The sequence below is a fragment of the Novosphingobium sp. BL-S-32 genome (genome assembly GCF_056857055.1).
In genome coordinates, this window is sequence record NZ_CM166477.1 from 1,844,533 (window position 1) to 1,858,864 (window position 14,332).

Consider the following 14,332-nt stretch of genomic DNA (forward strand, 5'->3'; position numbering starts at 1 on the left):
CGAAGGCGGCTTATAGCGGGTAGTCTTGACCGCGCCTACGTCGTGGATGTTGGGGGGATGGTCAAATCCACCTGTATATGTGTCCACCGACATGGCGCGACAGGCAAAAAGTGGGGACCCGTGATCATGGTGCGGGACGTTCCAACGGCGCCCTTACGACCAAACTCCGCGCTCCTGTCGACGCTGATGGACGTCCTGTCGACCTGCGACTGACCGGAGGACAGGCTCACGATGCTTGCCAAGCAGAAGTGTTGATGAAGAGCATCCACGAATGCGCCACCCTACTCAGCGACAAGGGCTATGACAGCACCCCAATCCGCAATGCAGCAGCCGTTAGGAATATCTGGGCCAACATCCCAACCGTTCCAACCGAAGACAGCGCTTTGGGTTTTCGTCCTGGCTCTACCGCCTGCGTGTTCTCGAACTCTTCTTAAACAAAATCAAGCAGTTCCGCAGCATTCCCACACGATACGATAGACTCGCTGACAACTATCTCGCCGCCATCAAGATCATCTGATGCGCCTGTGATGCGGCGCGCAATGAGTTGGCGCCCTGGCGCCCCCGTCATTGCGCCCAGCAACGATGGATCTCGACTGTAATTTGATGGGCCTCCAATCCAAATTGACGTCGAGAATTCTCCTCTTCGAAGGATGGAATGCCGAGCAAGTCCGATCAGCGCACCATCTCGGCCGTTCATCAGATCGACCGCAGATCCCAATACCCGCCGATCCAGCAATCTAGCCGCGAACAGTTCGGTCGATCGGATATGCACCGCCCGCAGCAATGTAACGCGAGAACGAATGAAAAAGCAGACCTGCAACAGTTCCATTCCACTAAGGGTGTTATCGCCAAAGCTGGCGCTGCTGGCCGACTTGCTCAATGTCACTAGTGATCGGGCATCCGTGCAAATTGAGGCAAGTCGTCCGTAATGGTGAACCAAGGAGCCTTGTCGGCCACAAAGACATGCACTGTCGGTGACAAGCCAGGGTCGTCGTCTAGGCCTCCCAATTGAATTCCAAGCATTGAAGTCTCTCCGGCAGGATTGAAGCCGCCGGACACCGCGTTCGTGTCAACATGGTTCACGATCGGTGAGCCGCATTCCCGACAAAACCCTCTGCGGGTGCCAGGAGATGATTCGTAGAATTTGACGAGACTTTCGCCCTCGATCCAACGGAAGTCGGTTGCCTTGACTCGGGCCCTCGAGCGAAATGCGGCGCCATGCTGCTTACGACACATCGTGCAATGGCAGTTTGCGGCGCCCAAGATTGGCCCGCTAATTGCGTATTTGACGCCGCCGCAAAGGCAACTCCCTCTAATATCGGGCATGACAGGGATCTCCAAGCAATTGATGACCGAGCCTATCGGAAATCCCTACATCTATTTATCGGGGCAGACCCCAAACAAGGATTGGCAAGTTGCCTAGACGGACCAGAATTTACTGCACTGCGGCTAAACTGTCAGTTGGCAACACGCCCATTCATGGCATCCAGCGAGATTAATACGCTTTCAGAAAGCCGCCGGTCCGGTAAGGCAATATGGTAAATACCCATACGCCGCACATCGAACCCAAGAAAATTTTCAAAAGCGTTTGGACAATTGAATCAAAAGTGAGAAGTTGCCGACATCAATGCTTTGATTTTGTGTGTACAATTGGTCAAACCGCTCGGCACTTGAGGTCGGCTATGGTGCGATTTTACCGAATCCTTGCAGTGTGCTTCCTCGTGGGCGTCGCGTGCGGTTGTAATGACCGCAGCGGTCCACCGTCCGAACAGGTCACCGGAACTTTGGGATCGGTCAGGGCGCCCGCGTGGCCGGTTTCGCTCCGAGCGATCGACCAGGGATATCCCGCGAAGGGCGATCCTTGTCGAAGAGTGGGTGAATCTCCGGCCACGGCCGAATTCCTCGACGATACGGCGGCTCTTGTCGCCTGCCCCGGCGGATCGGACGCCGCAGCCGTCAAGGCTATCACGGCCACAGGCGGCAAGGTCGTTGCCCAGGTAAGCGGGTTCTCGCTGATTTCAGTCCCTGGCGATCAAAGCAGCCAGAGCACCGCATCTGGCCGTGCAGGCGACGCTCTGGTGGCCGGAACGGCATTCAATGCCACGGGCGGGCTGCCGTGCGCACGTCATGCCGGCCAGCCAACGACGGATTGCAAATTCGGCGTATCGCGCGCGGCAGATCGAACCGCGATATTGACCGTATTCTGGCCCGGAGGCGGTAGCCGCGCCATCTTCTTCGATGCTGCAGGCAAAGCTGTGGGCTTCGATGCCAACCAGGCGGATGGTTCGGCCAAGGCCCTCCTCAAAATCAGCCGGAATGCAGACCTCAACCTCATCTCGATCGGCGATGAACGGTACGAAGTGCCGGATGTCGTCATCACGGGAGACTGAGCACCCCTGTCACGACTTTCCCATGCCGGTGCGACACGGCGGCTATCCGACGGAGGCAAGTGAATGACGAGCACAGGAGTACGGGTTGCCTACCTTCTGACCTCTTTGGTCCTTCCGGCCGAAGCACTGGCGCAAGCCCCATCGGACATTGCCGATCTCGTCGGCAGCCGCGCCCTCGGGGGCGAACAGGCACTGGAAGGGGCGGCTACGTCCATATCAATACCAGCAAGGGGGATGACCGCACCTGGAGCAACTGGTGGAAGAGCTCGTCAAAGCAATGCGTCACCGTGGCGACAGTCGACGGACGTTTCGATTCGATCGTAGGAACGCCGCCGACAGACTGCAACCAGAAGGCTTCGGGCGGAAACAATACCGGAGCGATCGTGGCGGGAGCAGCCGCCGTTGCGCTGCTCGGCGCGATTGCGCTCAGCCACAAGTCCCACGATCATGACGACGGCAAGCACTACGACGACGAGCGCGATACCATTTACGAGCGCGGCTACCGCGATGGCCTCTATGCACAGAGCTACCACAATTACGACAAGTCCGATGCCTATTCGGAAGGGTATCAGGCCGGCGTGCGCCAACGCGGAAGAGAGACCAGCTACCGAGATTACGACCGTAGTGGAGCGGGCTACAGCCCGTCAGTCAATGTCGGGGATTTGCAAGGCGCGCGGGGCTCGTCTGCCGATGACGAGATGCGCCGCCGGGGCTTTGCCAATGTGGACGGGCTGAAAAGCGGCAACACCGCCTACTCGATCTGGTACAACCGGCAGACCCCGCAATGCCTTCAGATGGGCGTTGCCGACGGCCGCGTTGCCAACATCGCCGATATCGGCACCTCGCCGAAGTGTCGCTGACCGACAAAGACTACTCGCATCGTTTCCAGCAGGAGAATTCCGATGGGTAAGAGCAGGTACATGGTGATGGGCGGATTGGCGCTGGCCGTCGGCGTGGTGGGACTGGCACAGGCCAAACCGCCCTCCGCCCTCGCCGATCTAGTGGGCATGCGCGGCAGTTCGCTGGACAACGAGATGTCCAATCGCGGCTATGAACTCGCCCGGACGCAAGGCACGCAGTTCTGGTGGAACGGTTCGAGCCGCACGTGCGCGGCGGTTTCGATCGGCAATGGCCGGGTCGCTCGGATAGACACGGCGACACCGCAGCAATGCGGCAAGAGCGCCAAGAGCGGCACCGCAAATACGGCTCAAGGATTCGACTGCAGTGCGCCCGATGTCTCCGAGGCCGACCGTTACCGCTGTCAGCCCGGCGCTGGTGGTGGCGGACAATCCAATGGCCGCGCGGCAGCCATCAAGGCCTGCCAGGACGCATTCGGCCCGAACGGCAAACTGGGCACGGTAAGCGCGCTGCGCCCGGGCTTCTGGGAAGTAATCCTCTCGGACAATTACGGACGCAAGGTCTCCTGCACCGGGCGTGCCGAAGGCCGGGTCGAACAGTGGGACGAACTCGGCAAGCACTGACCGCATCGTGACCGGATCGCGGCGTGAATTGCCGATGGTCCGGTCAATTATCCCTTCCAACCGGCAGCGGGTGACAGGCAATGAAATGGGCGATCAGTATCTCGGCTCTCTACGTGTTGCTTTGCATTGGTGCGTTTCTGCTGATCCCCGCTTCCGCTCACGGATGGCTCGGTGTTGCCGAGGATCCGTTGAGCGGCGTGTTCGTGCTGCTTCTGGCGCTGCCCTGGACTCTGCTGCTTCCGCACCTTGGCGATCCGGGCATTGTCGGGGCGATTGCCGTCATCGTCGTCGGCATGATGCTCAATGTGGCGATCGTGCTGGCCGTGGGCCGCTGGGCAAGCCGGGCGAGGCTTTGAAGATCAAGAAGCGCCGCGAGCCGCCGCCATCGTGCAGGACATCGTTCCGCGATCTTTCGTGCGAAAGCGGATGTCGTTGCCCGAGGCTTCGAACGATGCATAGTTTGACCATGCAGGACGGCCTGTCGTCAGCGCGAACGCGACAAGCCGACCGGATCCGTCATAGGCCGCGGCGCTGCCACGCTCCGCGACGATCCACCTTGCCTGCCCATGCGGCCCGCAACGCGCCGCGCGCGCCTGATCCGAAACCCGCGCCCTCACCAGACCTCCCAACACACTTCTGCCAAAGTAGTGTTAATCTGTATCGTCGGGATGCATGCATAAACGAGCAATATCAATGTCGTAACCATTACAGGGGAGCGGCAGTTCTGTACTCGGAAACGCCGCGATGGGCTGGAACGTCTCGAGGGCCCTCGGCGTACCGGTCCTTACCTGGCACACCCTCACCCTTTGGAAGTCGCCTGCCACGCACGCCGGCAAGGAGTCGCATACCCTATGCTTGGACAGCAATACTATGTGCGGGCGAGTGATGGAGGAGAGTACTCCTTCAAGGCCTCGATTTCGAGGATTCCATGAAGATTCAATAGGTGTAATAAAATTGAATACGATATTCTCGCCGAACTTGTGACAGGAACGTTTACGCATCTTAAATTAATAGTGAAATTCGCTCAGATTCTATATTTACGCATTAACGAGGCGTGTTATAGATCCTGCGCTCGCGTTGGTCTGCGACGATCGTTGCTCAAAAATGCTAATCGCATGACCATTGAAGCTCATCCGCCCCCCGGAGCCTTCGCGACGCGGGCAGGTGCACACCCCAGCTATTCGCACGTGGCTGGGGTGTGCACTGTCCCCCCAAGCTCCTTCCTGGACCGCAGCCTCGCCCCGCTCACTATGATCGGAGCCATGCACCGGAAGGTATGAAATTGCCGACTTTACATGTCCGCCAAAGAACACGCATAAGTTCAACCGGGTAAAATAGGGGGAGAGGTTAAAGTGACGGACGACAGAATTCTCGATCTGACTTCAGACATCGTTTCCGCGCACGTCGGCAACAACATCATTTCGACTTTCGAACTTCCCCAGCTGATTTCGGCAATCTACCATACGCTCGCTTCGCTGGGGAAGGAGCCGGAACCTGTCGCACCGGAACGCACACCTGCCGTTTCGATTCGCGCCTCCGTCAAGCCCGATGGGATCACCTGCCTCGAGTGCGGAGCAAAACAGAAGACGCTGAAACGGCACCTTCGCAGCCAGCATGCTCTCTCTGCGGAAGAGTACCGCGCGCGCTGGAAGCTACCTCCCGACTATCCCATGGTTTCGTCAGACTATGCCGCAAAGCGCACCGAACTGGCGATCCGGACCGGCCTCGGGCGAAAGAAACCAGTCACGGGAAAGTCAGGTGGGACTGCTCATGCCAAGGCATCTGCAACGAAAGTTCCGCCGTCGAATACCGCCGACCCGGAGATTGTCGAGGCCGCAAGCGGAAGGGCCGCCAAAGCGGTTGCCAGCCCCAAGGCCAGGCGGAAAGCTACAAGCAAAAAGACTTCCGAAGCGGCCTGATCGGGCAAAGTTTGCGAGATCGGTGAGCACACGCGAATGGCAGGGGCTTAACCGCCTCTGCCACTCAGCGGTTCGCCGTAGGCGTCGCGGCCCCGTCCTGCTCGCAGGGCGCACTGTCCTGCAGGGCCTCATACCCGGCGCCGTCCCGCCGCGACACTGGCCGAAAGCCGATAGATCAATCGCCTTGGGATCGCCGGGCCGCGCCGGCATGGCCGCGGCTATCCCCTTGTCCGTCCACGTTCTTGAATGGTTCGAAAAAGGCAGGCGGCGCGCTCGCGAAAAGTCGTTTCCCGTGCTCGCGGCATAGGATAGAATTATCTGGATCAAGGGACGTGTCCCTATAGTGATCTCTTGGCCATTTATAAATCTACCAAATAGCACCGAGCTAGGCAGGGCTTATATGGCGGCACCCCCATGCAATCTCGCATATCTGGCTACGATTTCGATCGTCACATTGGCGTCGACGCTCCCGCGCACTACGCACGCGCAGGATACTTCGTCGCACACATCGGTTGTCTTTGCCGACACGATCGAGCCGCCACCTGAAGCGCTTCCCCAGCCGGTGGAGGGGCCTTCGTCTGAAGCACGGGCCGAGCCAATCAAGAAAGGCTTCTTCCATCGATTCATCGACGATGATGATCACGGGTTCGATTTCTCGAAGTTTCTCGGCAAGGGCGGCTTTATACCGGTTCCGATCATCATCAGCGAGCCGGCTGTCGATGGCGGGTTTGGATTGGCGGCAGCATTTCTTTCCAGCAATCCGGAACGGCCGCGTCAGATAACCAAGACTGTCGTGGCAGCCTTCAAGACCGGAAACGGGTCAGATGGCTATGCCTTCTTCAGAAACGGATATGCATTCGACGGGCGCCTGAATTATAAGATTGGCATCGGGCATGCGAACATCACACTGGATGCTTTTCCGGTGTTCGCGCCGCAGGGTGTCCAATATACCAATCACTATGATTATGGCATCCTAGGTTCGGCGCTCTGGCATCTCGACGATGAGCGCTTCTCAATCGGACCGATTATCGACTTTCGAAAGCTTAGCTCGAGGCTCGATATCGCCGGATTACCCGAGGATTTTGCGAGAGATTTCAATAATACGCTCCGCACAGGCGCGCTCGGTCTCGGAGTGCATTTCGACAGTCGCGACAATTCGCTTACGCCCACCAAGGGGATGAATATCTATCTGGAGGGCAAGTTCAATCGCAGCGCATTCGGTAGCGATCGCGACTATGAGGTCTATAACTTCGCAACCTATGCCTTCGAGAAAATCTCACCCCGACTTGGTCTCGGCTTCAAATTCGATCTCAAGGCCATTCGCGGGAATTTTCCCGCCTATTTTGCGCCATATATCACCCTGCGCGGCGTCCAGGCGGTCGAATTTCAAGGCATGAACGTATTGAGTTCGGAACTGGAAACGACATGGCGTCTCAGCCCACGATGGTACCTGGTTGCCTTTGGCGGGGTTGGTGCGACCGATGCGGGGACGCGCAAGATCTTCAAGGATTCCGGCGCGATCTGGGCTGGCGGAGGTGGTTTTCGCTATCGCCTTGCGCGAAAACTGGGGTTTGATGCAGGAGTAGATGCCGCCTACGGGCCAAACGGTGCGGTCGTCTATCTTCAGTTCGGGCATGCTTGGGCACTGGGAATGGACTAGGGCGTAGTGCGGCTTTCACACGCCGTGTGAACAACAAACCGGCGTCTCTGATTCATGCACCTTCTTCAAGGAGTGAGCATGCACCAAAAGAATGGTGAATACTGGGCCGACCTCATCGGAACCGAAGGTCCTGATGTAAGGAGGCAAGGCATGCCGCAACTTCCGGTTCGGCTCAGGTCATCAACCCGTAATACGCTGTGAGTGGGGGGAATATGGCTCAATTCGGCGCGTTTTCGCCTCCGCCTGACAGATTAGGTTCTTCCCTAAGTGTCTGATCGAAAACTAAGTTGAGTGGTATCAGCAGGTTAGCTTGAGGGCTGAACCCGTCGTTGATTCAGGGGTTTCGCCAAAAACTACCGTGGATTCAACGATGTGGACCGACACCACTCGCGCCCTACATGCGCGAAGCGGGCTAGCTTTGCCAAGCGATATGATCGATGCCGAGTGGGCGGTTCTAGAGCCGCTGCTTCCTCCCGCATCGCATGTCGGGCGGCCTCGCAAGTGGCCGATCCAGCGGACTGTCGAGGCGATCCTGTATCTGCTGCATGGCGGCCTGCCATGGCGGATGTTGCCGCCGTGCTTTCCTCCGGTTTCGACTGTGCGGCACTGGTTCTACCTCTGGCGCGACAACGGCCTGTGGCTGACGATCAACCACACCTTGCTGATGGTGGCGCGCGAGGCGCAGAGCCGCGAGGCGTCGCCCAGCGCTGGCGTGATCGACAGCCAGAGCACGAAAACCACGCAAAGCGGCGGGCCACGGGGGTATGACGCCGGCAAGAAGGTCAACGGGCGCAAGCGGCACATCCTGACCGACACCGAAGGCAATCTCGTCCACGCCGTGATCCACACCGCCGACATCCAGGATCGCGATGGCGCGCCGCTGGTGCTCGCCGAAATCGTCGGCCGCTTCCCTTGGCTACGCCATGTGTTCGCTGATGGAGGCTATGCCGGAACCAAGCTCAAGGACGCACTGCGCCGCATCGGCAAGTGGAGCATTGCGATCGTCAAGCGATCCGACACCGCCAAGGGCTTCGAGGTGCTGCCTCGGAGATGGGTCGTCGAACGGACCCTCGCATGGATCAGCCGAAACCGCCGGCTCGCAAAAGACTGCGAGCAGACCATCGCGTCTGCAATCGCATGGCTCTTTATCGCGTCGATCCAGCTCTTTACCCGCCGCATCGCAAGATCATGAAATCATGCCGGATAATTTTGAATCAGATACTAAGACAGCGATGTTGATGTGAGTGCTGAATTTTCCGTGGAGTGATCGGCTGCCTCCTCCTGGCTGTACGCGAAGTTTTTCAGCACAATCCGTATTTTATGCGGCCTGCGTGCCGCAATCGGCTAAGCCATCAATTCAAAACGATATTTACCCACCAAGCCCTTTGAAATTCACGCCCGGCACCAACCTGGCGGCACTCCTTCAGAGTGGATTTTTCCATGTCGGTAGAGGCTATGCCGAGGTCTCGTTTAGCGCAACCCCACCACGCACCGAGACCTACTTTTAGGCGATCCAATTGGACACTCAATTGCACGCATCGTGTTTACGCTGAGTTTCCAGTTTTAACTGCAGGGTTCGTCGTAGAGCCGGTTATTCCCGCCGAGGGAATATACTTAAAAGTGACGCGTATATTTCCCGATGGAATTTTTGATTTTCATTAACGAAGACTTGGGTTATGGTTGTTATTTACATATATTATAAAATAGTGATTGCCTGTCGTCGTCAAATATTTGACAGAGGTGGCAGTGGGGTATTCGTCGACACTACTGAAACGAATTCGGCCGCATCACACGCCAAGCGGTGCCACTCATTGTGAGGAGCCGGTGCAATGCTAGGCTCAGTACCTGCAGTAAGCCGGGGCAAGCGGTTGCTGATGGTGATTGCGCTGGTGCTAGTTGGGTTAGGTATCCTCCTCGTTGCGGTGACACTTATACGGGGGAATAGTTGGCACGAGGCCGAGGATCGGGACAACTATCGGGAGCTCGATATTGTCGGCCGATCATTTGAGGGCTGGACAGAAACAGCGGTAAGCATCGCGCGGGGTAATCTTCTGCGCGACCGCCTCGAACGGCCCGACCCGGTCGAGGGGGAATCTGGCCAGTGGCAGGCCGGAGCGCGGCTTGATAGTCCGGATGCCGGCACACTCTTCGTAAACTATCGCTTGGAATCGGGCGGCAAGGGCAGCGGGAACGGCGCTGACGGCTCTTCCCAGGCAAGCAATTGCGCCCCGCAACCGGCACAGGTGTCGGTTGACGACGGCAGGAGACTAAAGATTCAAGGTGCGTTGGCATTGCCTGAGTTATGGCAGTGGGACATGGAGCTCGCGCAGGCTTCCAGTCAGGTCAAGCCGCCTCCGAACGGCGACTATACTGACCTTGTGAGGGCACTTGATCCCGGCGTGGCAATCAACAATGGCGCCAAGCGCTCCGTTCTGAACCCCCTGTTTCCCAATGCGGCTAGAGTCGCCAAGGGGCCGTGCCCGCGCTTCAAATATGGCATGGCTATCCCGCTTGAGGCGATTGCCAACATAACCACTAATGCGCCCACGTTTCAGGACATTCTGCTGGTTGATCCCAACGGCCGCATGCTTGCTGCGTTCGGTAATTCCGGTCTGCCGGTGACCGACATCAAGGATGTTGTCCCATTGAAGGAGGAGAGCCGACAGATCGTTTCGCAGGCGCTGATGGTCGCCTCGAAGCAGAACGCTCTCACCCAGGCCGAGATTGACAGTCGCGAGCGTCGTGCCGTGGTAGAAGCCCAGCGTGCTGCCAAGCCGCTTGATGTTGTCGTCGCAGGCGAAAGCTATGTGGCCTACTTTCGCCCGATCAATTTGCACGAGGGTGCTGAGATGACGCACTGTGCGGTGCCGAACGATGCAGCCAACCAGGCCAAAGCGGCGACGGAGGGAAAGTCGGCGCAAGATGGAGGCACGCCGGCTGCCACTGTACCTGGTTCAGCGGCTCTTACTCCCCCGAACGGGTGCCTGCTGATTGGCCTTGTCCCCAAGCACGCGCTCAATGCCCGCGCCTTTGCACTTGCTCCCGACGTTGTTACGCTTTTCGTGATGGTGGTTATGTTGGCGATCTTGCTCGTGCCGATTGCCAAGCTTCGTTTTCTTGGGACCGCGGGAGACCTGTCCTCACTGGAAGTTGGAACGGTAGTCTTTGGATTGCTGGGTGCTGTGGCTTTGGTCACCCTGCTGGGGCTGGCGATGTTCGATGGGCTCGCATTGCACGCACGTGCCAAAGCTGAACTTGCAACGACAGCCAGCCAGATGGCAAACCAGTTTGGCAATGAATTAGGCGACGGGTTGAAGCAGCCATTTGATCTCGCGCCAATCCAGTGCGTCAAGGGCAAGATTCCGCTAGCCGGAACGGCAATCGAACTGCCACATCCCTGCCAGTACGCCGACGGTTCTGATGTGGATGCCAACTATTCCAACGGCAACCAGGGCAGCGATGGGCTTCTGCAATTGCCGCTACAGACGACCTCGAATTTTCCCACTTTGGACTGGCCCAAACGCGATTCGATCTGGGTCTTCGGTGAACGCGGCAGCGCCTTTCCCGGTTTCTCACCATTAGCTTGGCGCTGCAACACCGGGACGCGCAACCTCGTGAGTACGCGTCGCTACTTTATGAGAGCTCTTGCCAATGAGACCGATGGACCCGAACGGCCGATCGTGTTGAATGGACTGGATATCTCACCGCGCTATGTCGTCGATGCCGTGCGTTCGCAGAATGACGGTATCGGGAAAGTGATCGTCACCAATGCATTTACTCTCAACCCAAACGCGCAATTTGCGAAGGGACAGCATAAAACTTGTGCGCGCGGGACAATTGAGAAGGGACCCAGGCGCGGCGTAATTACGCAGGCGTTCGTCCTGCGCACCTTCCTTTCAACGGTCTTGCCGGCGGGCGTGCGCTACGTCGTGGTCAATGGTGGCGATCCGGAGCTGCCATATTTGTTTGGCAGCGCAGCGCACCAGATCGACACGTTCAAACTGGGTCAGACGATGGAATCGACCACGGCTCGTGGATTGATTACCGGCCTAGCAGCACGCTCGCGCTACACGCCCATCGGCAGAACCCCACCCGAGCTGTTCGAATTCACCGCCGCCTTTGGCGGCATGAAGCAGAACTTCGCTGCAGTGGGGCTGCCCGGCACCCCATGGGTGCTGCTGGTCTACCGCGAGGTGAGCGCCATCGACCAGCGCATGGCCAACAGGATCGGTTGGGCTGCGGCTCTGTGGATCTTTCCTGCAGCGACGCTGGCCATTGCGGTCATCCTCTTGAGCGTCGTTTTCGGGGCGCGCTTCTGGATTTGGCTATGGCCACATCCGGGAAGCGGCAAGAAAACGCGGGAAGCTGGTCTCTGCCTGACGGGGATGTCGGTCGTGGTGTTGCTTTTCGTGGGCATCTTGGCTGTTTCCGAAGAGACTCTCGGCCAGATAATCAATGTCCCTGGCTTGAACGCGCTAGTCGTTGTGGGTCTGCCGGTACTGGCAACATTCCTGGCTTGGTACTGGCTAGGGAGAGACAGGAAAGACCACAAGTACGATGAAACTCGCGAAGTGCTCAAGCGCGACGACGAGCGTGGATTTCAGCTCTTCCTGATGGGCATGATGCTGGCCATCGGTGTTGTACCGATGTGTGCGGCCTACGTCGATTCTCGTGGGACCGAAATTCGGGAAAATGCCGGCGGTGAAGTAAATCACTTGGGACAGGCCTGGGTGCAGAACCGGCAAGCACTATTGGCCATCGGCCGTGCTTACGGCATGACTGGTGTATTCGGAACCGAAGCCCAAACCAGCCAAGGCTCGCCGCAGCAATGCGTAGATCCGAGCAAGAAATGGTACGGTTTACCGGGCCTTGCTTATAGCGGCGCTAATCGCACGCTGGATGATCCGCAGTGGGCGTCTCTCCTGCTCCATCGCTGGCTTGGCGTGGGGCCCCTTCCTGCGATTTTCCGTTGCGACGCCAAGGGACAGGACGAGGCGCGCTATTGCGTGGGCGCTGACGGCAGGATTGCGCTCGTCAGGGTGGCTGGATGGTCGCTTGCCGATCTCGAAAGGTCGGATCTCTTTTGGTGGCCAGGGGTTCCGGGGTGCTTGCTCGGTTTTGCTGCTGCTCTTGTGCTGCTGTGGAAGTCTGCCCGGGCTGTTGTAGTTGGTCTGTTCGGGTTCGGGGTTCCGCTAGAGGCCGTGGCAACACCTGCAATCTGGCGGAGCTATGCTTGCCCGAGTGCGCTTGCAAATCCGCAGCCCGTTGACAACCCGGACCAAGAGAGTGAGCGGCGGCCTCAGTTGCCGGCTCGGGCGGCTCTGCTGTTGAAATCTGCCCGGACTGTCATCGTTGGTCTGTTCAGGGGCAAGGTTCCTCGCGAGGCCGTCGCAACACCTGCGAGCGGGCGGGCCAATGCTTCTTCCAATGCGCGTGTAAATTCGGAGCCCGTGGACAACCCGGACCAAGAGAGAGAGCGGCGGCCTCGGTTGCCGGCTCGAGCGGTTGTGTTGAATGGACCGGTGGCCCTCGTCTACGATCTCATAGGGAACGCGGATGGGTTCGACCTTGCGCTCGACACCACGCTTCCAAGTTCCGAGACCGCAGCGAGAGAAAATGGGCTCAATGCGTTGGCGGCCGTAGTGGACAGCCAGCGTCTCCAGGATCAGCTCGATCGCTTGAAGAACGGCCTCTCGGTAGTGGTTACGGGACTGGACATTGCACTCAAGGATCCGGCGCTTCGCGTGGTTGCACTTGCCGCACTCGAGACGCTTTCGGCTGAAGCTGAAAGGGTCTGGCGCGAAAAATTCAAAGTACAAACCTCGGATCGGGAGTCCGCCACCGGCGGCCATCTGGTGGTCATGACCGATCTTTCTCCCCTTGATCGCATCCTGCAGGCCTACGAACGCGAACAAGTTGTGATGCTCGAGCACGATGGCAAGTCGGCACAGGAGCGCGATGCTGCCGAATTGCGCGAAGGACTTTCCCTGACAGAACAGATGCGCTGGAGCCGCCTGTTCGAGGACTTCAAGACCTACAGCCTTCCAGTGCAGGGCAAGTTCGATTGGTCGGCTACCTCTCGCGACAAAGTCAGGGAGGATCTCATGAATAATAACGTCGAACCCTACGGCCTGGATCCGGCTGTTTTTTCGAAGCCTGACGAGGAACAGGCCGATGGTATTCTAGCGCTGATTGGCGAAGTGCAGAAGCTGCCGGGAGCGGTAATCGATTCTCTGCTGGATCCCGACGATGTGCCGACCAAGGCGGATTGGAACAAGCTTAATTTGAACTCCTATCCCATTTCACAGACCGCATACCACAAGATCTATTTCAACCCGGTGGTACGCTGGGCGTGTTCCGTAAGGCCTGAAACTGATAGCGCGGCGGTGGACTACTTGCGCGGGATGCTCATCGAGCATTACCAGCACATCTGGGTAGCATCATCGCTTGCCGAACGCGTCATCCTCGACAATCTCGCGCGCGGCCGCGTCATCAATATCAAAGAGGCGCTGGCGATCCGTTCGCTCATTCGCCGCGGACTTGTGACGCTCAATCCCGCACCTTGCCTCGTAAATCGCAGCTTTGCTGCGTTCGTGAAGCAGACCGAGAAGCCAGAAGCGCTCGACCTTTGGCGAAAGCAGACCAAGAGCGGTTGGGATAGGATAGCAGTTCCACTCACCTACGTTTTGCCAGCGACGATCCTCTTGCTTGCCGTGTTGGCGCTTGTCGCTGGAGAAAGTCTTGCGACCGTCCTTCCGGTTCTGCTCGGCGCGGGACCGGCGATGATCGCCACCATGCTTCCCAGCCGCAAAATGACGTGAGCTCCCAATTGGTTCGAGAGAGCAACTGATGGAATACTTAAGGCTGCTGTGAACGCATTCA

11 protein-coding genes are annotated in these 14,332 nt (G+C 58.3%); 9 read left to right on the forward strand and 2 right to left on the reverse strand.

The genetic code is table 11. The annotated features are described in order from the left end of the window. Window positions 1–77: 77 nt before the first annotated feature. The gene (locus AC1VVK_RS24495) at window positions 78–434 is read left to right on the forward strand and encodes a transposase (protein ID WP_482905760.1); all 357 of its coding nucleotides are present in this window, start codon (window positions 78–80) and stop codon (window positions 432–434) included. Here AC1VVK_RS24495 and AC1VVK_RS24500 read toward each other — a convergent pair. Both AC1VVK_RS24500 and AC1VVK_RS24505 read right to left on the reverse strand, forming a co-directional pair. After that, window positions 431–886 carry a hypothetical protein gene (locus AC1VVK_RS24500; RefSeq protein ID WP_482905761.1) on the reverse strand — a complete coding sequence of 152 codons (456 nt, stop codon included), beginning with the start codon at window positions 884–886 and terminating at the stop codon, window positions 431–433. The genes AC1VVK_RS24495 and AC1VVK_RS24500 overlap by 4 nt on opposite strands. Then, complete coding sequence (locus tag AC1VVK_RS24505) at window positions 886–1,326, reverse strand: GFA family protein (protein WP_482905762.1); 441 nt, start codon at window positions 1,324–1,326, stop codon at window positions 886–888. Before AC1VVK_RS24505 ends, AC1VVK_RS24500 begins: the two co-directional genes overlap by 1 nt. A gap of 209 nt (window positions 1,327–1,535) precedes the next feature. Here AC1VVK_RS24505 and AC1VVK_RS24510 point away from each other — a divergent pair, with 209 nt between their 5' ends. The 8 genes from AC1VVK_RS24510 (at window position 1,536) to AC1VVK_RS24545 (ending at window position 14,271) form a co-directional block, all read left to right on the forward strand. After that, on the forward strand, window positions 1,536–2,390 hold the full coding sequence (locus AC1VVK_RS24510; protein WP_482905763.1) for a hypothetical protein: 855 nt from the start codon (window positions 1,536–1,538) through the stop codon (window positions 2,388–2,390). 287 nt (window positions 2,391–2,677) lie between these two features. Further along, complete coding sequence (locus AC1VVK_RS24515; RefSeq protein ID WP_482905764.1) at window positions 2,678–3,250, forward strand: hypothetical protein; 573 nt, start codon at window positions 2,678–2,680, stop codon at window positions 3,248–3,250. Between the two features lie 42 nt (window positions 3,251–3,292). Continuing rightward, window positions 3,293–3,871 (forward strand): hypothetical protein, encoded by a 579-nt coding sequence (locus AC1VVK_RS24520; protein WP_482905765.1) that lies wholly within the window; start codon window positions 3,293–3,295, stop codon window positions 3,869–3,871. An 80-nt stretch (window positions 3,872–3,951) separates the two neighbouring features. Beyond that, window positions 3,952–4,227 (forward strand): hypothetical protein, encoded by a 276-nt coding sequence (locus AC1VVK_RS24525; RefSeq protein WP_482905766.1) that lies wholly within the window; start codon window positions 3,952–3,954, stop codon window positions 4,225–4,227. 996 nt (window positions 4,228–5,223) lie between these two features. After that, a complete protein-coding gene (locus AC1VVK_RS24530; protein ID WP_482905767.1) occupies window positions 5,224–5,790 on the forward strand; it encodes a Ros/MucR family transcriptional regulator in 567 nt (188 codons plus the stop codon). A 400-nt stretch (window positions 5,791–6,190) separates the two neighbouring features. Further along, the gene (locus AC1VVK_RS24535) at window positions 6,191–7,450 is read left to right on the forward strand and encodes a BamA/TamA family outer membrane protein (protein WP_482905768.1); all 1,260 of its coding nucleotides are present in this window, start codon (window positions 6,191–6,193) and stop codon (window positions 7,448–7,450) included. 370 nt (window positions 7,451–7,820) lie between these two features. Beyond that, window positions 7,821–8,642 carry an IS5 family transposase gene (locus tag AC1VVK_RS24540; protein WP_482905769.1) on the forward strand — a complete coding sequence of 274 codons (822 nt, stop codon included), beginning with the start codon at window positions 7,821–7,823 and terminating at the stop codon, window positions 8,640–8,642. A gap of 682 nt (window positions 8,643–9,324) precedes the next feature. Then, the gene (locus tag AC1VVK_RS24545; RefSeq protein WP_482905770.1) at window positions 9,325–14,271 is read left to right on the forward strand and encodes a hypothetical protein; all 4,947 of its coding nucleotides are present in this window, start codon (window positions 9,325–9,327) and stop codon (window positions 14,269–14,271) included. The last annotated feature ends 61 nt before the right edge of the window (window positions 14,272–14,332 follow it).

Coding starts and splice junctions, on each gene's coding strand:
- AC1VVK_RS24495 (WP_482905760.1), top strand. CDS start 78: ATGTGTCCACCGACATGGCGCGACAGGCAAAAAGTGGGGACCCGTGAT.
- AC1VVK_RS24510 (WP_482905763.1), top strand. CDS start 1,536: ATGGTAAATACCCATACGCCGCACATCGAACCCAAGAAAATTTTCAAA.
- AC1VVK_RS24505 (WP_482905762.1), bottom strand. CDS start 1,326: ATGCCCGATATTAGAGGGAGTTGCCTTTGCGGCGGCGTCAAATACGCA.
- AC1VVK_RS24520 (WP_482905765.1), top strand. CDS start 3,293: ATGGGTAAGAGCAGGTACATGGTGATGGGCGGATTGGCGCTGGCCGTC.
- AC1VVK_RS24545 (WP_482905770.1), top strand. CDS start 9,325: ATGGTGATTGCGCTGGTGCTAGTTGGGTTAGGTATCCTCCTCGTTGCG.
- AC1VVK_RS24540 (WP_482905769.1), top strand. CDS start 7,821: ATGTGGACCGACACCACTCGCGCCCTACATGCGCGAAGCGGGCTAGCT.
- AC1VVK_RS24535 (WP_482905768.1), top strand. CDS start 6,191: ATGGCGGCACCCCCATGCAATCTCGCATATCTGGCTACGATTTCGATC.
- AC1VVK_RS24525 (WP_482905766.1), top strand. CDS start 3,952: ATGAAATGGGCGATCAGTATCTCGGCTCTCTACGTGTTGCTTTGCATT.